Genomic DNA, 18,363 nt, shown 5'->3' with positions numbered 1-18,363 from the left:
AGTTTACTCATGATAAAGTTTGATTTTGGAGAAACTTATGTGAGAGATTAAAGATATTAATTTATAACGATAGGAATGGCATAAAATACCCTCACTTCTTTTCCTTTTAATTTTGCCGGAGACCATTTAGGACATAGTTGTAAAACGCGAATAGCTTCATTTCCTGTCCCGAAGCCAATGTCTTTTGATATTTTTGCTTCATTTAGTGAGCCGTCTTTTTCAATAACAAAAGTAGCGTGCACCTTTCCTTTTACAAAAAATGGTTTTTCTTTTGGGACAATATAATTTTTGCTGATGAATTTATAAAATTCGTTCATTCCTCCAGGAAATTGAGGTATGACATCTACTCCTGAAGTATTGTAAACTTGATCGTCATCTTCATTAACAGCTTGCGTATTTGACGGAACATATTCAGCTGGGGCTTCTGTTTTTTGAGTTGATTTGCCTTTCGGAATGGTTTGTGAAAAAACATTTTGGAAGAAGCAAATGACAATAACGATTAACAACTTTTTCATATAGTGGTTTAAACTTAGTTTACATTTTATGAATAATGAAAATCGTCGGTCGATTATGTAAATCTACTTTTAATTTTTTCCAATCAGAAATTTTCATTGTTTTAATGAATTCTGTTGGTAATGTAATGTCGGTCGCAATACAAAGATGTGTTGATGGATTTAGAATCTGCAAAAGATCTTCTACCAATTTGTTATTTCTATATGGAGTTTCTATAAAAAGCTGTGATTGATTTTTGTCTTGAGATAATTTTTCAAAATACTTTAATGCCGATTTTTTCTCGTCTTTGTCAATTGGCAAATAACCGTTAAAAGTAAAACTCTGGCCGTTCATTCCAGAAGCCATCATGGCTAATAAAATAGAAGAAGGGCCAACTAAAGGAACAACTTGAATTCCTTTTTCATGCGCTAATTTTACAATTACGGCACCAGGATCTGCAACGCCCGGACAGCCGGCTTCGCTCATTAATCCCATATTTTTTCCTTCTAATAAAGGTTTTATAAAATCTAAATGTTCGCTTGGTTGAGTACGTTTATTAAGAGTAAAAAGCACCAATTCAGATTGCTTTTTTTCGGGATAAACTGCTTTTATTGATTTTCTGGCTGTTTTATCGTTTTCAACAATATAATGGTCGATAAGCTCGATGGTTCTTCTTACCGTTTGCGGTAAAACATCCATCGGATCGCTTTCGCCCATTGTAGTTGGAATAAGATATAATTTTCCGAGAAGTTTCATGTGTATTTGTTTAAAATTAAAAAATTCAACTATCTCTCTTTTAGAAACAATTGAATTGAATTAAGAATGTTTTTTTAGAAGTTGATCAGCAATTAAATCCGTTGCTTCATCCAGCATCTGGTAAACGTTGTCGAAACCATTTGCAGAACCATAATAAGGATCCGGAACATCGACATTTTCATCTGGGAATAATTCGTTTAAAATCAAACGAACTTTATTTTTATGTTCAGGAGTTTTAGCTAAATGAACTACATCGCGAAAATTCGAGTTATCCATTACATAGATATAATCGAATTCATCAAAATCAGCAGGTTTAATTTGTCTGCCTTTTTGCTCGCTTATGTTGATTCCGTTTTTGCGGGCAACATCTATAGAACGCTTGTCAGGACAATGTCCAATATGCCATGATCCTGTTCCTGCAGAATCAACAATAAATTTGTCTGTGGGCAATTTTGATGCTAAAATACCTTCTGCTAAAGGAGATCTGCAAATATTTCCCAAACAAACCATTAAAATTTTTACTGGCATGATTCGCGTTTATAGCGTTAATTTTTTGTTGATGTCTTCGACAAATTTTTTGAATTGTTTGTCTGTAGAAACTAAATTATCAACAGTTTTACAAGCATGTAAAACGGTAGCGTGATCGCGGTCTCCAATTTGTGAACCAATGTTTGCCAAAGAAGCTTTAGTAAATTTCTTTGCAAAAAACATGGCCAATTGTCTTGCCTGAACAACGTGCCTTTTTCTTGTTTTTGATTGAAGTGTTTCGATATCTAATTGGAAATAATCAGAAACAATTTTTTGAATATAATCGATAGAGATTTCTCTCTTTACGTTTTTAACAAATTTCTCTACAACACTTTTTGCCAACTCAATCGTAACTTCTTTTTTGTTGAAAGAAGACTGAGCGATTAACGAAATAATTGCTCCTTCAAGTTCACGAACGTTAGTTTTGATATTGCGTGCAACATATTCTAAAATGTCTTCTGGCATTTCAACACCATCTCGGTACAAAATGTTTTTTAAGATTGAAATACGTGTTTCGTAATCAGGCTGGTGCAATTCTGCAGACAATCCCCATTTAAAACGAGATAATAATCTTTGTTCAATATCCTGCATATCAACAGGCGCTTTGTCTGAAGTTAAAATTACCTGCTTTCCGTTTTGGTGCAGATAATTAAAAATATGGAAAAACACGTCCTGCGTTCCAGATTTTCCAGAAAGAAACTGAACGTCATCAATAATCAAAACGTCGATTAATTGGTAAAAGTGAATGAAATCATTACGATTGTTCTTTTTTACCGAATCAATATATTGTTGTGTGAAAATTTCGGCAGAAATATATAAAACCGTTTTTTCAGGATATTTGTCTTTTACTTCAACACCAATAGCGTGTGCTAAGTGCGTTTTTCCTAAACCAACTCCACCAAAAATCAACAATGGATTAAATGAAGTTCCTCCAGGTTTATTAGCAACAGCCATACCTGCAGAACGCGCCAAACGGTTTGAATCTCCTTCAAGGAAATTATCAAAACTGTAATTTGGATTTAATTGCGACTCAATTTTTAAATTTCTGATACCAGGAATTACAAACGGATTTTTTAGCTCTGGATTTAAGTTTTTAAACGGAGCGTCAACCTCTTGCGGTTTCATAGGCACTCTGTTGGAACTTGGCAGCTGTTCGGTAAACGGCTGTTTGTTTCCATAAGTGTTCTCCATTTTAATTTTATAGAGTAACTTTGCGTTTTTTCCCAGTTCTTTGGTAAGCGCAACTTTCAATAATTTAACGTAATGTTCTTCTAACCATTCGTAGAAAAATTTACTAGGTACCTGAATATATAATGCGTTGTCGGTTAGCTCAACTGATTTGATTGGTTCGAACCAAGTTTTGTAAGCTTGATCTTGAATATTGTCTTTTATAAAGGACAAACAGTTTTCCCATACCGATTGAGCAGTTTTAGTCATAGATTCAGATAAGTTTTTTATTATTGATAAAGATTCTCCTAATAAAAAAGGAGCAAAATTTCTCCGTATTTCGGGATAACAAATATGTGAACAAATTTCTGTAAAAAAAAATATTTTGGTGTCTAATTTTATAAAAAAATGTTGTAAGAGTTATTTTTAGAATTAATTATTTTTAATATATAAAGAATGAAAAATCATCAAACGCAAGTGCGTGTCCGTTACTCCGAAACTGATCAAATGGGAGTAGTTTATCACGGAAATTATGTGCCTTATTTTGAGATCGGACGCGTGGAATGGCTTAGAAACAAAGGGATTTCGTATGCGAGCATGGAAGAAAGCGGGATTGGCCTGCCAATTGTTTCGATGCAAATAAATTATAAAAAATCAGCGCGTTATGATGAACTTCTTACAATTCATACAACCTTCAAAAGTCAGTCTTCTGTAAAGATCGAATTCGACTGTGAGATCTTTAACGAAGCGGGTGAGTTATTAACAACGGCTGTGTTTATTTTAGTATTTATTTCGTTAAAAACGGGCCGCCCAACAGCGCCTCCAGATTACATTTTAGAATTATTTAAAACACTGGTATAATTGTTAAAATGAGCTATGTTTTAGTGTTAATTTATATAATTTTAATGTCGATTTCAAACATTAAATCAAAAATGTCGAATACAGATTCGGCATTTTTTTTTCGCGTTTTTGTGATTATTTTGCCAATTGGAATATCGGAATTTTCCTCTATTTCCATTTCTTGAGAAATAATTTCCAGCTTTTTTTCTTTAATAACCCGCATTACTTTATTCATATTTTTATAATCAAAAGAGATTAAAAAATGAACATCAATTGTTTTTTCAACAATTTCGCAAATTTCAAGTGTCATTTGCGCAGTTGTTCGGTAAGCAGCGATTAAACCGCCAACTCCTAATTTTACACCGCCAAAAATACGAACCACGACTACAAGAATATTCGTTAATCCGAAAGACTGAATTTGACCATAAATGGGTGCGCCGGCAGTATTGCTGGGTTCTCCGTCGTCATTTGCCCTGTATGATATTTTCGGAGCTGTTCCTAATTGATAAGCATAACAGTAATGCACGGCATGCGGATGCAGTTTTTTTAGGTTTTCAATAATGGGTTTTACTTCGTCTTCGTTTTCAATAGGAAAAGCGTAGCCAAAGAATTTGCTTCCTTTTTCTTTAAAAAGAATCTCTTCAGATTCAAATGCAATGGTTTGATAAGTGTCGCTGTATTCCAAAATTAAAATCTAAATGGCTAATTTTTTATAATATTCCTTTGCTAAATAAATCGACAACATCTTCTTGTCCAACTTGCAAATTCCATACATGAAGGCCTAAAGCAACAGCAGCATCTGTGTTTTCTTTTTTGTCGTCAACAAATAAAGTCTGTTCTGGGATTAAATGATGTTCATCAATTAAATGCTGATAAGAATTTGCATTGGGTTTACGTTTTCTAATTTCAAACGAAAAATGAACTTTTTCAAAACAGTTATAAAAGTCAGTATAAAAAGGAATGCCGACTGTTTTTTCAAAAGTGGCAATATGAATAGCATCTGTATTGCTCAAAAGAAACAAACGATATTTTTTTGAAAGCTCCTTTAAGAACTCAAGTCGGTACGCTGGAAAATCGGCTAAAACGGCATTCCAAGCTTTTAAAATTTCTTCAACTGAAGCATTTGGAAGTTCTTTTTGAAATCCGCCTAAAAAATCTTCGTACGAAACATCGCCAGTTTCATATAATAAATTCAAACGATCCATTTCTGAATTCCATTCGGTCATGCCTAATTTTTGCAATCCTGAAATGGTTCCTTGTTTGTTTAAATTGATGAAAATATCGCCAAAGTCAAAAATTATCGTATCAATCATGGTTTGTAATATAAAGTAATTCGTCGTTCTGAATATTGGTTTTGATTGTGTTTTTCTTTTGGATAATCGGTGCTTTTATGCCTTTTTCAAAATGAGTTGCTCCTATGAAAATTCGGGCTTCATCCCATAAATCTTCATCAATAAAAGATTGTAAAGTTTGTCTTCCGCCTTCAATAATTATAGACTGAATTTGATGCTGATACAAAACGTTTAAAATCTGAGAAATTAGATTTTCATTAAAATCAATCTTTTCAAAAATGGTGTTTTCAGTTGAGGAATTGTTTCCGTCTTTTGAAAATACAATTGTTTTTACACTGTTGTCAAAAACAAAACTGTCTTTTGAAATTCGGTTATTCTGATCTAAAACCACTCGTACAGGATTATTTCCTGACCAATCTCTAGTGTTTAATTTAGGATTGTCTTCAATGACAGTTTGAGTTCCTACTAAAATTGCCTGTTCTTCACTTCGCCATTTATGAACCAATTGTCTTGAATATTGATTGGTAATCCAAACCGGTTTGCGTTCCTGATTCATTTCTTTTTCTGGTGCTAAAAATCCGTCTTGACTTTCGGCCCATTTTAAAATGATATAAGGACGTTTTTTTTGATGAAAAGTAAAAAAGCGTTTATTAAGTTCGTTGCATTCGTCTTCAAGAACACCAACCGTAACATTTGCACCAGCTTCAAGCAGTTTTTTAATTCCTTTTCCTGCGACTTTTTCATTAGGATCAACAGTTCCAACAACAACATTCGGAATTTTATTGGCAATAATTAAATCACAGCAAGGAGGTGTTTTGCCAAAATGAGAGCAAGGTTCTAAACTAACGTAAATTGTTGCTTTTTTTAATAGCGATTTATCTTTCACAGATCGAACCGCATTCACTTCGGCGTGCGGTTCGCCAGCTTTTTTATGCCAGCCTTCACCGATAATTTGGTCTTCATAAACAATTACACTGCCCACCATCGGATTTGGATAAGTTGTTCCAAAACCATTTTGGGCAAGTTCGATACAGCGTTTTATGTACTTCTCATGTATATTCACTGTGCAAAAGTAATTAATTTTGACTTTAGTCTCAATAGTTAACAGGATTGTTGGGAAACTATCGAAAAAGTATTTTTACTTTTGTAAATATTACATGAATAAAAAGAATTATGAAAAATTGCATAATTAGAGCAATTAAAAAAGAGGACAATAAAGCAGTTGCTGAATTAATACGTTCTGTTTTTGATGAAATGGAAATTCCTAAAGTAGGTACAGCATACGCAGATCCATATCTGGATTTAATGTTTGAAGAATATAATAAACCGAAATCAGTTTATTTTGTTGTTGAAAATGAAGGTGAAATCGTGGGTTGTTGCGGTATTGCACCTTTAGAAAATGGCGATCCAGAAATTTGTGAACTGCAAAAGATGTATTTTTTGCCAAAAACACGAGGTTTAGGGATAGGAGGCCAAATGATGGAAAAATGTCTGAATGAAGCAAGGAATTTTGGCTTTAAAAAATGCTATATTGAAACGATGCCATTTATGCATGATGCCCAAAAATTGTATAAAAAATCAGGTTTTGAATATTTAGATGCTCCATTAGGATGTACTGGGCACAGTTCTTGCCCGGTTTGGATGTTGAAAGTTTTGTAAAATCTTGTAACAAATTAGATTTTCCGACACTTATTTTGAAAGAAATTGGCTTTTGCTGAAAAAATACTCAGATATTAAAAATGAAAATCAAACAATACCGTACTCAGTTTATAAAAGAATTATCGCCTTTTTATGATGCATATGAAGCGGAGAGTTTTTTCTATTTAATTTTAGACGACAAACATAAATTACGTCAGATTGATTTAGCTTTAAATCACGAACTGAATTTTTCAGAGAAAGATTTTGTGGTTTGGGATTCACTATTGCAAGAACTTAAAAATGAAGTTCCGATTCAGTATTTGCTTGGGAAAACGAGTTTTTACGGTTTGGAGTTTGAAGTAAATGAAAATGTTTTGATTCCGAGACCAGAGACCGAAGAATTGGTGGAATGGATTATCAACGAAAATAAAAATATAGACAAGTCTAAAGAAATCAAAATCTTAGATATTGGAACTGGAAGCGGCTGTATCGCTATTTCATTGGCTAAAAATCTTCCAAATGCAAAAGTATATGCTATTGATGTGTCTAAAAAAGCATTAGAGACAGCTAAAAGAAATGCCATAAACAATAATGTGGAGGTTACTTTTATGCTGAAGAATATATTGGAATTAGATATTTTGAAATCAGATTATGATATCATTGTTTCAAATCCGCCTTATGTTCGTAATTTAGAAAAAGCTGAAATCAAGAAGAATGTTCTGGATTTTGAACCGCATTTAGCCTTATTTGTTGATGACAACGACGCTTTGATTTTTTACAGAAAAATTGCCGAGTTAGCTCAGAAAAACCTTTTGGAAAATGGGCAATTGTATTTTGAAATTAATCAGTATCTGGGTAAAGAAACGAAAGAAATGCTTGAAAAACTGAATTTCAAAAATATCGAACTTCGAAAAGATATTTATGATAATGACCGAATGATAAAAACGAATATTTAAGAGAGTGTTCAGTGTTCAGGTTTTTAGTGTTCAGCCAAAAGATCCTTATAGTTTTCAGCTAAAACTGAACACTAAAAACCTGAGTACTGACCACTAAAAAAAAACTATTCGTATCGCAAAGCTTCGATTGGGTCTAATTTTGATGCTTTTATTGCCGGATATAATCCCGAAACTATAGCAACGGTAAAACTAGTAGCAAAAGCAGCAAAAATAGCACTCCACGGAATAACAAAGGCAAAGTTCATAGCCGTCGCAATGGCAAATCCAAGCAGAATTCCTATTACAATTCCGACCAATCCGCCAATTTGTCCAATTAGTAAAGTTTCGATAAAAAACTGAACAGAAATGGTTGATTTTGTTGCGCCTAAAGCTTTTCTGACACCAATTTCGCGTGTGCGTTCTGTAACAGAAACAATCATAATGTTCATCAACGCGATTGACGATCCTAGAATTGTTATGATCGAAATAATCCAAGAAGCCCAGCCTAAATATTGTGTGATTCCGAGAATACGGTTTATTAAATCGTCGCTTCGGCCAATGCCAAAATTGTTGTCTCGAACCGGATTTAATTTACGAACGCGGCGCATAACGCTGGTGGCATTGTCAATTGCAGGATCTAAAAGTTCTTTTTTAGAAACCATAACGCTGACAGTGTAATTGATATTTGGTGCAGTAAATAAGGAACGGGCCACTTGAATTGGAATTAAAACGCGTAAATCCTGACTGTTTCCAAACGTTGATCCTTTTTCTTTTAAAACGCCAATTACTTTAAAACGTGCGCCCCGAATTGAAATGATTTTATCAATTGGATTTACATCTTTCAATAAACCTTTTTCAAAATCGGACCCTACAATGCAGGAATAGGTATTGTTGTCAATGTCAAACAGATTGAAAGAACGTCCTAAAGTAGTTTCCAGGCCTGAATTCGATATAAAATGTTCATCGACACCTAAAATTTTTATTTCGGGATCTGTTTTTTCGCCTAAAAATTTCACTTCTGCTTTTGAAGTTGCGGTGAATGAAAGTGAGGTTTCTGTAAATGGATATTTGTATTTGTTTTTAAAGGCAACGGCTTCAGGATATGAAATAATCGGATTTATGATTTCACGTTCTTTACCGCCGCGATTTTTTAGATTGTTTTCGTATTGGTTGATGTTGAATGTGTTAGCGCCCATAGAGGCAAAATTGGTCGAAACGGTATTTTCTAAAGCCGTAACAACGGTTAGAATCCCAACCAAAGCGGTAATTCCGATAGCAATAATTAATACGGTAAGAATGGTTCGAAGAATTTGTGTTTTGATGGAACCAAAAGCAATTCGGATATTTTCTTTAAATAATTTTAGCATCATGACCAATTTGTCACGAAAATACGGTTTTTGTTACAAGTTTGTTTTCGAACTGTTATTATTTATTTTAAAAAGTAAGATATTTGCAGACTTAATTAAGTCGAAAGTTGGAAAGTCATAAAGTCGAAAGTCTGAAGAACCAACAATCTAAAGAAAATCTAGAAATAAATTAATTTTAAAGGTTTTAGATTTTAGATCTCAAAGGAATCTAAAATCTAAAATCAGAAATCTAAAATAAACAGAAAGATGGCTTCAAAACCAAGCGTACCAAGAGGGACAAGAGATTTTTCACCAGCTGAGGTGTCAAAACGCCAATATATTATGCAGACCATAAAAAGTAATTTTGAAAAATTTGGTTTTCAACCGATAGAAACTCCTTCGTTTGAAAATTCAGATACTTTGATGGGTAAATATGGAGAAGAAGGCGACCGTTTGATTTTTAAAATATTGAATTCAGGTAATTTTTTCTATGATAAAAGTAAAAAAATTGAATTACCAGAATCTATTGAAGCTTTACAAGTTAATTCTGCAGAAACAATTGATCTTAATCAGAGAATCGAACTGAATAGATTTACTAGCAGAATTTCAGAAAAAGCTTTACGTTATGACTTAACGGTTCCGTTTGCTAGATATGTTGTACAACACCAAAACGATATTGTATTTCCATTTAAGAGATATCAGATTCAACCAGTTTGGAGAGCAGATAATCCTCAAAATGGGCGTTATAGAGAATTTTACCAATGTGACGCTGATGTTGTTGGTTCAAAATCATTGTGGCAGGAAGTAGAATTGGTTCAATTGTATGATACGGTTTTTACGGCTTTAGGTTTAGAAGGCGTTACAATCAAAATCAACAACAGAAAAATATTATCTGGAATTGCTGAGGTAATTGGAGCTTCAGATAAATTAATTGATTTTACGGTTGCTCTTGATAAATTAGACAAAATTGGTGAAGACGGCGTTAAAAAAGAAATGGTTGAAAAAGGAATTTCTGAAGAAGCTTTAGTAAAAGTACAGCCTCTTTTTAGTTTTTCAGGAACTTTTGCAGATAAAATTAAGCAGCTTTCAGAATTATTAGCTGAATCAGAAGAAGGAATGAAAGGCGTTGAAGAACTGAAATTTATATGTGACAATGTTGCAGATTTAGGTTTGTCAACTGCAATTTTAGATTTGGACGTGACTTTGGCACGCGGTTTAAATTATTATACTGGAGCTATTTTTGAAGTTGGTGCTCCAAAAACCGTTTCGATGGGTTCTATCGGCGGTGGCGGAAGATACGACGATTTGACTGGTATTTTTGGTTTGAAAAATATGAGTGGTGTCGGGATTTCTTTTGGATTGGATAGAATCTATTTGGTTTTAGAAAAATTAGAATTGTTTCCAGAAACTGTTGTGGCAGCTTCAAAAGCAATATTCTTGAATTTTGGAGATAAAGAAGCTTTATATGCGTCAAAAGCGATTCAGAAATTAAGAAAGGAAAATATAAAAGTTGAATTGTATCCTGATAATGTAAAAGTTGGAAAACAGTTTCAATATGCAGATAAACGTTTGATTCCGTTTGCAGTAATTGCGGGAGATCAGGAAATTGCTTCAAACACTTATTCACTTAAAAATTTAGTGACAGGTGATCAGGTTTCTGTTGATTTTGACGGATTGAAAAATGCTTTGTTGAGTTAACTGTCTGTAGTAAAGGTTTTTGCTTCTGATTGCGCGGATTTAAAGGATTTTCTTTTGAAATCTCTGCATGAAAAAGTTGCTGGTAAAGAAAAAAAACTTTTAATTTGCCAACCTTAAGTTACGGGCGTAGTTCAAGGGTAGAATAGCGGTCTCCAAAACCGTTGATGGGGGTTCGAATCCCTCCGCCCGTGCAATAAAATATATTATTTGTCTGAAACTTTTGAAGAGTTAAAGGTGAAAAGGAAAGCATAAAAAAAAGCTTCGTCTGTATAAGGCGAAGCTTTTTTTAATATAAGGTAAATTTGAATTAATAATTATTTTTGAGGCCTGAGCCAACCCTTAAATTCAATTTTGATAGGTAATAGATTTGATTTATTTGAGTTTCAAAGATAAAATAAACTATAACGTAATAGTCTTAAAATTATACTAAATTTTTTTAGGGTATATTTGGATTTTAAAAGGCTCAGTTTTAATAAAGTGACAATTTGACATTTTATAAGATTTGGCAGTACTTTTGCAATCCAACAAAAAGAATAAAAAATGAAGTTTAAGAATATTTTTAAAAATAAAAGTAATATGACTACGGAAAATACAGAATTCGATCAGGAATTAGATGATGTAACGTTAGAAAACAATGCCAACGGAGAGCAGTTAATTGTTGAAGAATTAAGTGTTGAAGAGCAATTGGCTCATGACTTGGCAAAAGAAAAAGATAAGTTTTTGAGATTATTTGCCGAATTTGAAAATTACAAAAAAAGAACTTCAAAAGAGCGTATCGATTTGTTCAAAACAGCAAACCAAGAAGTTTTGTTAGCAATGCTTCCTGTTTTAGATGATTTTGACAGAGCGACTGTTGAGATCAACAAATCTGATGATGAAAATCTGAAAAAAGGTGTTGAATTGATTCATGAAAAGCTGAAAAGTACTTTGGTTTCTAAAGGTTTAGAGCAAGTTGAAGTAAGAGCAGGTGATGCTTTTAATGCTGATTTTGCTGAGGCAATTACCCAAATTCCAGCTCCGTCTGACAAATTAAAAGGGAAAATTGTTGATGTTATTGAAAAAGGCTACAAATTAGGAGATAAAATTATTCGTTTCCCTAAAGTAGTTATCGGAAACTAAAAAAAATGCAAGTAAAATTCTAAAGGCCAATTTTTTAACTATTGGAATTTGGAATTTATGATTTGGAATTTAACCTAAATTATGAAAAAAGATTTTTACGAAATACTAGGCATTTCAAAAAATGCTGACGCTGCTGAAATTAAAAAAGCTTACCGAAAAAGTGCTTTAAAATATCACCCGGATAAAAATCCAGGCGACAAAGAGGCAGAAGAAAACTTTAAACTTGCGGCAGAAGCTTATGAAGTTTTAAGCGATCCGAATAAAAAAGCGAAATACGATCAGTACGGACATCAGGCTTTTGATGGTTCTGGAGGATTTGGCGGTGGCCATGGCGGTATGAATATGGATGACATTTTCAGCCAGTTTGGTGACATTTTCGGAGGCGGATTTGGCGGTTTCGGTGGAGGCGGAGGCGGTCCGCGTCGCGCTAAAGGAAGCAACCTTCGAATTAAAGTAAAATTGACTTTAGAAGAGATTGCAAATGGAGTTGAGAAAAAAGTAAAAGTAAAACGTAAAGTTCAGGCTAAAGGCGTGACATACAAAACTTGTTCGACTTGTAACGGTCAAGGGCAAGTAATGCGTGTTACGAACACCATTTTGGGAAGAATGCAATCTGCATCGACTTGTCCTACTTGTGGCGGTTCTGGACAAATTTTAGATAAAAAACCTTCTGAAGCAGATGGTCAAGGAATGGTGGTAGAAGACGAAACAGTTTCTATCAAAATTCCAGCCGGTGTGGTTGACGGTATGCAGTTAAAAGTTTCTAATAAAGGAAATGACGCGCCAGGAAACAGTATTCCAGGTGATTTGATTGTTGTAATTGAAGAAGTTGAGCACGAATTTTTAAAACGTGAAGGCGAAAATATTCATTTTGACTTATATATCAGTTTCCCTGAAGCTGTTTTAGGAGCTTCTAAAGATATTGAGGCAATCAACGGAAAAGTTCGTATTAAGCTGGAAGAAGGAATTCAATCTGGAAAAATATTAAGATTAAAAGGAAAAGGTATTCCAAGCATCAACGGTTACGGAAGCGGTGATTTATTGGTTCACGTAAATGTTTGGACGCCAAAAACATTGAATAAAGAGCAAAAACAATTTTTTGAAAATGCTTTAAACGATGAACATTTTGCTCCAAATCCAGAAAAATCTGAGAAATCATTTTTTGAAAAAGTAAAAGATATGTTTTCATAAACTGTACTTTTTCTAAAAAAGGCAAATAAATATTAAAACCCATTCTAACTTAAATTTAGGATGGGTTTTTTGTGCATTAGTACACAGATTTGCTAGTAATTATTTACTTTTACACTCGCTGAGCCACAATGGTTAAGAGCGACGCAGAAAAATCCAAAATATAGCATGAGCAACTTACTCGAAGTACATAAAGTCGTAAAACAATATGGCGATTATGTAGCGCTTAATGAAGTTTCATTAAATGTGCCAAAAGGCAGTATATATGGGCTTTTAGGTCCGAATGGAGCTGGAAAAACTTCCCTTATCCGAATCATAAATCAAATTACACTGCCAGACAGCGGTGAAGTAATTTTGGATGGAGAAAAATTACAGCCAAAACATGTACAGACTATTGGTTATCTTCCTGAAGAAAGAGGTTTGTATACTTCAATGAAAGTGGGAGAACAATGTTTGTATTTGGCACAGATGAAAGGACTTTCTAAAGCCGAGGCAAAACTGCAGTTAGAATATTGGTTTGACCGTTTGGGAATCCAGGGCTGGTGGAATAAAAAGATTCAGGAGCTTTCTAAAGGAATGGCACAAAAAATTCAGTTTGTGGTCTGTGTTTTGCACAAACCTAAATTGCTGATTTTTGATGAACCTTTTTCGGGTTTTGATCCAGTGAATGCCAATGTTATTAAAGACGAAATTTTAGCATTGAAAGAGCAAGGTTCAACTATAATTTTTTCGACACATAGAATGGAAAGTGTTGAAGAACTTTGCGATCATATTGCTTTAATTCATAAATCGAATAAATTAATAGAAGGAAAAGTAAGTGATGTAAAGCGTCAGTTTAAAACCAATAGTTTTGAAGTTGGAATTCTAACCGATAATGTTGAAGGTTTGATGTATGATATTACACAGAAATTTACGGTTTCGCCGGCAAATTTTAAATCTTTAAATGACGACCTAAAATTAGACATTCAAATAGGAAATGCAACACCAAATGAATTACTGCATCTTTTAACACAAAGAGGTCAAGTAACTCATTTCGTAGAAAAAATCCCAAGTGTAAACGATATTTTTATTCAAACGGTTACTGAAAATAAAAATTAAAATTCCAAAAAATAAATTCCAAATCCCAATGTTAAAACTCTTAAATTGGAATTTGGAATTTGAAAAATTAAGATATTTATGAGCATCATCTCGTTGATTATAAAAAGAGAATTTATTGCCAAAGTCCGCAATAAATCTTTTGTTGTCATGACTTTTTTGAGTCCGCTTTTATTTGTGGCGATAGCTGTTTTTATTGGCTATTTGAGCTCAATGAAAGCTGAAACAAAACGTATTGCAATTCATGACGAAACCGGATTATTTGCCAATGATTTCGTAAAACAAAACAAGAAAAAAGGCGAATATAAATACCTGAATTTATCTGAAATTGATGTAAAAGCCTTAAAAGACAGTATTACAAAAGAGAATTTCAGCGGATTAATTGTCATTCCAAAAACAAATAATTCAAAAGATTTAGAAAGCAAAATTGAATTTATTTCGAATAACAGTCCAAGTATTTCTTTTATAGAAAACACTCAGGATATCATTGGCTCAAAAATTACAAAACTAAATCTGGAAGAAGCAAAACTTGATACTTTGGCTATTCAAAAAGCACAGTCAAATGTGAACATTCATTTGGTGAAAGCGTCAGGAGAAGAAAGCTTAAAAGGTTTAAATGAAATAAAAATTGCTATCGGCGGTGCATTTGGTTATTTAATTATGATGTTCATTATCATCTACGGAAATATGGTAATGCGAAGCGTAATTGAAGAAAAAACAAACCGAATTATCGAAATCATTATTTCATCAGTAAAGCCATTTCAGTTAATGATTGGTAAAATTGTCGGAACTTCATTGGCCGGAATTTTACAGTTTATGATTTGGGCGATTATTGGTTTAGGATTAATGTTTGCTGCTTCGGCTTTTTTTGGTGTAAATGTTGGCCCAACAGCGAGAATTTCACCAGAATTAATGCAATCGGCACAACATGAACTTTCAGGTTCAGCACAAATGTATATTGCTGAATTATGGAATCTGCCAATTGCCAGTATCATAATTGGTTTTGTAGTTTATTTTATTGGAGGTTATTTTCTATACAGTTCATTTTATGCGGCAATTGGAGCGGCGGTTGATAATCAAACCGATTCGCAGCAATTTCTTTTGCCAATATTAATGCCTTTGATTTTAAGTGTATATATTGGTTTTTTTACCGTTGTAAATGATCCGCATGGAACTATTGCCGTTGTGTTTTCAATGATTCCGCTTACATCACCAATTGTTATGTTAATGCGCATTCCATTTGGTGTGCCGTGGTGGCAAATTGCAATTTCGGTATCATTATTGTTTGCTACCTTTTTCCTTGTGGTTTGGTTCGCAGCAAAAATTTACCGAGTAGGTATTTTAATGTACGGCAAAAAACCAACTTGGAAGGAATTGTATAAGTGGCTTAAATATTAACTTAGAGATTCTAAGTTTCTAAGATTCTGAGATGCTAAGATTTTAGCTTAAAAAAAACTCAGAATCTCAGGATCTTAGCATCTTAGTATCTTAAAAAAGAATGAGTAAAATACTAATTGTCGAAGACGAAGCAGCGATCAGAAGAGTTTTGGTGAAAATTTTATCAGAAGAAAATGATTCATATCAAGTTGATGAAGCCGAAGATGGCGTTGCCGGTCTTGAAAAAATAAAAAACAACGATTACGATTTGGTTTTGTGCGATATCAAAATGCCAAAACTAGACGGTGTTGAGGTTTTAGAAGAAGTAAAAAAGATAAAACCAGAAATTCCGATGGTTATGATTTCCGGTCATGGTGATATGGAAACGGCCATTCATACAATGCGTTTGGGAGCTTTTGATTATATTTCAAAACCGCCAGATTTGAATCGTTTATTAAATACGGTTCGTAATGCTTTAGATAAAAAACAATTAGTTGTTGAGAATAAAATTCTAAAGAAAAAAGTCAGCAAAAATTACGAAATGATAGGCGAGAGCGAATCTATTAATCATATTAAAGTGATGATTGATAAAGTAGCTCAAACCGAAGCCAGAGTTTTAATTACAGGGCCAAACGGAACTGGAAAAGAATTAGTGGCGCATCAATTGCATGAAAAAAGCGAACGCGCTAATTTCCCTTTAATTGAAGTAAACTGTGCTGCGATTCCGAGTGAACTGATCGAAAGTGAATTATTCGGACACGTAAAAGGTGCGTTTACATCGGCAGTGAAAGATCGCGCCGGAAAGTTTGAAGCGGCTGATAAAGGAACTATTTTCTTAGATGAAATTGGTGACATGAGTCTTTCGGCGCAAGCCAAAGTTTTACGTGCGCTTCAGGAAAGCATGATTACCAGAGTTGGTGCCGATAAAGATATTAAAGTTGATGTTCGCGTAGTTGCCGCAACAAATAAAGATTTAAAAACAGAAATTGCCGAAGGCCGTTTCCGTGAAGATTTATACCATCGTTTGGCGGTTATTCTAATAAAAGTGCCACCTTTGAATGAAAGACGTGATGATATTCCGGCTCTAATAAGACATTTTGCAGAGAAAATTGCTTCGGAACAAGGAAATGTAGTCAAAGTATTTTCGGCGCAAGCCATACAATTATTGCAAGAATATGATTGGACTGGGAATATTCGTGAACTTCGAAATGTTGTCGAAAGATTAATCATTTTAGGAGGAAACGAAATCTCTGAAAATGACGTGAAAATGTTCGCAAGCAAGTAAAATTAATTTAATGATTTAAAAATTTAATAATTGAAAGATTTTGTTCACGGATTTAATTTTTCAATTTTTTCAATTTTTTAATTTTTCAATCTCAATAGATGAAACTAAAAAAAATAAACGAGAAATTACAAGACGGGCTAATTGAAAACGGTTTAACAGAAGCAAATGTTTTGCAGATGGAAACCTTTTCGACAATAAAAAGCGGTGCCGACTGTATAATTGTTTCTCCAGCGGGAAGTGGAAAAAGTACAACGATTGTATTGAATGTGATTCAGCAATTGGCTGGAAAAAACGAAGAGTCGCCACGCGCATTAATCATTGTTGAAGACAAAGAAAAAGTGCTGGCCATGGAAGAACTTTTTGAGAAGTATGGAAAATATACCAATCTTGAAGTTTATGGTGTTCACGACAAAGGCGATATGGATTATGATAAAAACTACATTTCTACAGGTATCGATGTTTTGATTGGAACACCTACAAAACTAAACGATATGTTCAGTACGGCTGGTTACAATGTAAATCGTCTTAAAATGTTTATTTTAGATGATGCTGATCCTATTTTGAAATTGCGTAATGACCCTAAAATTATGCGTATTTCAAACAGTATTGCAAAAACACAACGAATCATTTTTGCTGAAACTTTAACAGAAAGAATCGAAATTTTGGCAGATAAAATGCTGATCGAACCTTATTTATTTGATATGGATGAAGAAGGTGAGGAAGAACTTGATGAAGAGGAAGACGACGTAGAAGAAGAATAGACTTTTCGATATAATATGGAAATGATAAAAACGCTTAAATTTTTAACGATTGCGCTTCTGGCTTTTTTCGCAATTATTTATGTAATTATTGTTTCTTATGTATATTTTAATCAGGTTGGAATGGTTTTTCAAAGCGCAACGCTTCCAAAAGAATATAAATTTGAATATGAAAGTCCATTTGAAGAACTGAATATCAAATCTTTTGATGGTGTAAATTTAAACGGCTTATTATTTAAGGCTGAAAATTCGAAAGGTCTTGTGTTCTATCTTCATGGAAATGCTGGAACTCTTGAAACTTGGGGTAAAATTGCGAAAAGCTATACCAATTTAGGTTATGATATTTTTATTTTAGATTATCGCAGTTTTGGAAAAAGTGAAGGAGAAATTGAAAACGAAGAACAGTTAAATAAAGATGTTGCAGCGGTATATAAAAGCTTGACCGAAAGATATCCCGAAAATAAAATTATTATTGCCGGTTATTCTATTGGTTCAGGATTGGCTGCGATTTTAGCTTCAGAAAATAAACCGAAAGCACTAATTCTTCAGTCTCCTTATTTTAGTTTCACAGAATTATCTGGAACTAAAGTCCGATTTTTTCCTGATTTTATGAAAAAGTTTCATTTAGAAACGTATCAATATCTTCCAAAAGTTAAAGCTCCAATTTATATTTTTCATGGATTAGATGATCAATTGATTCCAGTTGAAAATTCAGTCAGATTAAATAAAATTTTAGATTCTAAAGGTCATTTGTATCTTTTAAAAGGGCAAGGGCATCTTGAAATGAATGAAAATGAAAGTTTTCAAGAACAATTAAAAGTAATATTACAATAAATAATAAAAAATATA

19 protein-coding genes and 1 tRNA gene are annotated in these 18,363 nt (G+C 33.4%); 12 read left to right on the top strand and 8 right to left on the bottom strand.

The window, feature by feature from the left end; all coding sequences use genetic code 11:
* Positions 1–56: 56 nt before the first annotated feature.
* Genes GKZ88_RS21465 through dnaA form a run of 4 tightly spaced genes read right to left on the bottom strand, consistent with a single transcriptional unit; the run spans position 57 to position 3,213 of the window.
* Positions 57–515, bottom strand: a complete 459-nt coding sequence (locus tag GKZ88_RS21465; protein WP_155104348.1) for an energy transducer TonB — start codon at positions 513–515, stop codon at positions 57–59.
* A 19-nt stretch (positions 516–534) separates the two neighbouring features.
* The gene (locus GKZ88_RS21460) at positions 535–1,248 is read right to left on the bottom strand and encodes an SAM-dependent methyltransferase (RefSeq protein WP_155104347.1); all 714 of its coding nucleotides are present in this window, start codon (positions 1,246–1,248) and stop codon (positions 535–537) included.
* A 60-nt stretch (positions 1,249–1,308) separates the two neighbouring features.
* Complete coding sequence (locus GKZ88_RS21455) at positions 1,309–1,776, bottom strand: low molecular weight protein-tyrosine-phosphatase (RefSeq protein ID WP_155104346.1); 468 nt, start codon at positions 1,774–1,776, stop codon at positions 1,309–1,311.
* Between the two features lie 9 nt (positions 1,777–1,785).
* Positions 1,786–3,213 carry a chromosomal replication initiator protein DnaA gene (gene dnaA, locus GKZ88_RS21450; RefSeq protein ID WP_057116951.1) on the bottom strand — a complete coding sequence of 476 codons (1,428 nt, stop codon included), beginning with the start codon at positions 3,211–3,213 and terminating at the stop codon, positions 1,786–1,788.
* Positions 3,214–3,399: 186 nt separating this feature from the next.
* Between dnaA and GKZ88_RS21445 the strand changes: the two genes are divergently transcribed.
* Entirely contained in the window at positions 3,400–3,804 is a 405-nt protein-coding gene (locus GKZ88_RS21445) for a thioesterase family protein (RefSeq protein WP_133524814.1), read from the top strand.
* A gap of 31 nt (positions 3,805–3,835) precedes the next feature.
* Here the strand turns inward: GKZ88_RS21445 and GKZ88_RS21440 are convergent, their stop codons facing one another.
* The 3 genes from GKZ88_RS21440 to ribD are packed head-to-tail and all read right to left on the bottom strand — an operon-like array spanning position 3,836 to position 6,138.
* The gene (locus GKZ88_RS21440) at positions 3,836–4,468 is read right to left on the bottom strand and encodes a YigZ family protein (RefSeq protein WP_155104345.1); all 633 of its coding nucleotides are present in this window, start codon (positions 4,466–4,468) and stop codon (positions 3,836–3,838) included.
* 25 nt (positions 4,469–4,493) lie between these two features.
* Positions 4,494–5,096 carry an HAD-IA family hydrolase gene (locus GKZ88_RS21435; RefSeq protein WP_155104344.1) on the bottom strand — a complete coding sequence of 201 codons (603 nt, stop codon included), beginning with the start codon at positions 5,094–5,096 and terminating at the stop codon, positions 4,494–4,496.
* Complete coding sequence (gene ribD, locus GKZ88_RS21430; RefSeq protein ID WP_347343907.1) at positions 5,089–6,138, bottom strand: bifunctional diaminohydroxyphosphoribosylaminopyrimidine deaminase/5-amino-6-(5-phosphoribosylamino)uracil reductase RibD; 1,050 nt, start codon at positions 6,136–6,138, stop codon at positions 5,089–5,091. The genes GKZ88_RS21435 and ribD overlap by 8 nt, the downstream gene beginning before the upstream one ends.
* A gap of 110 nt (positions 6,139–6,248) precedes the next feature.
* On the opposite strand from ribD, the gene GKZ88_RS21425 reads away from it, so the two are divergent.
* Together GKZ88_RS21425 and prmC are read left to right on the top strand one after the other, a co-directional pair.
* A complete protein-coding gene (locus GKZ88_RS21425) occupies positions 6,249–6,734 on the top strand; it encodes a GNAT family N-acetyltransferase (RefSeq protein ID WP_155104342.1) in 486 nt (161 codons plus the stop codon).
* 80 nt (positions 6,735–6,814) lie between these two features.
* On the top strand, positions 6,815–7,669 hold the full coding sequence (prmC, locus tag GKZ88_RS21420; protein ID WP_155104341.1) for a peptide chain release factor N(5)-glutamine methyltransferase: 855 nt from the start codon (positions 6,815–6,817) through the stop codon (positions 7,667–7,669).
* A 104-nt stretch (positions 7,670–7,773) separates the two neighbouring features.
* Here the strand turns inward: prmC and GKZ88_RS21415 are convergent, their stop codons facing one another.
* Positions 7,774–9,018, bottom strand: coding sequence for an ABC transporter permease (locus GKZ88_RS21415; RefSeq protein WP_196216506.1), 1,245 nt, complete (start codon positions 9,016–9,018; stop codon positions 7,774–7,776).
* A gap of 243 nt (positions 9,019–9,261) precedes the next feature.
* On the opposite strand from GKZ88_RS21415, the gene hisS reads away from it, so the two are divergent.
* The 9 genes from hisS (at position 9,262) to GKZ88_RS21370 (ending at position 18,348) form a co-directional block, all read left to right on the top strand.
* A complete protein-coding gene (gene hisS, locus GKZ88_RS21410) occupies positions 9,262–10,692 on the top strand; it encodes a histidine--tRNA ligase (RefSeq protein WP_155104340.1) in 1,431 nt (476 codons plus the stop codon).
* Positions 10,693–10,812: 120 nt separating this feature from the next.
* Positions 10,813–10,883: transfer RNA gene (locus GKZ88_RS21405), tRNA-Trp, on the top strand.
* A 349-nt stretch (positions 10,884–11,232) separates the two neighbouring features.
* Positions 11,233–11,811, top strand: coding sequence for a nucleotide exchange factor GrpE (locus GKZ88_RS21400; protein WP_155104339.1), 579 nt, complete (start codon positions 11,233–11,235; stop codon positions 11,809–11,811).
* 81 nt (positions 11,812–11,892) lie between these two features.
* On the top strand, positions 11,893–13,002 hold the full coding sequence (dnaJ, locus tag GKZ88_RS21395; protein WP_155104338.1) for a molecular chaperone DnaJ: 1,110 nt from the start codon (positions 11,893–11,895) through the stop codon (positions 13,000–13,002).
* Positions 13,003–13,167: 165 nt separating this feature from the next.
* Positions 13,168–14,097 carry an ATP-binding cassette domain-containing protein gene (locus GKZ88_RS21390; protein ID WP_155104337.1) on the top strand — a complete coding sequence of 310 codons (930 nt, stop codon included), beginning with the start codon at positions 13,168–13,170 and terminating at the stop codon, positions 14,095–14,097.
* A gap of 78 nt (positions 14,098–14,175) precedes the next feature.
* Positions 14,176–15,492 carry an ABC transporter permease gene (locus GKZ88_RS21385; RefSeq protein WP_155104336.1) on the top strand — a complete coding sequence of 439 codons (1,317 nt, stop codon included), beginning with the start codon at positions 14,176–14,178 and terminating at the stop codon, positions 15,490–15,492.
* Between the two features lie 100 nt (positions 15,493–15,592).
* Complete coding sequence (locus GKZ88_RS21380; protein ID WP_155104335.1) at positions 15,593–16,756, top strand: sigma-54 dependent transcriptional regulator; 1,164 nt, start codon at positions 15,593–15,595, stop codon at positions 16,754–16,756.
* 98 nt (positions 16,757–16,854) lie between these two features.
* A complete protein-coding gene (locus GKZ88_RS21375; protein ID WP_155104334.1) occupies positions 16,855–17,517 on the top strand; it encodes a DEAD/DEAH box helicase in 663 nt (220 codons plus the stop codon).
* 15 nt (positions 17,518–17,532) lie between these two features.
* Positions 17,533–18,348 carry an alpha/beta fold hydrolase gene (locus tag GKZ88_RS21370; protein ID WP_155104333.1) on the top strand — a complete coding sequence of 272 codons (816 nt, stop codon included), beginning with the start codon at positions 17,533–17,535 and terminating at the stop codon, positions 18,346–18,348.
* Positions 18,349–18,363: the final 15 nt, after the last annotated feature.

The sequence above is a fragment of the Flavobacterium sp. LC2016-01 genome, from assembly GCF_009711135.1.
Classification (GTDB): Bacteria; Bacteroidota; Bacteroidia; order Flavobacteriales; family Flavobacteriaceae; genus Flavobacterium.
This window is presented reverse-complemented; position numbering and strand designations above follow the sequence as displayed.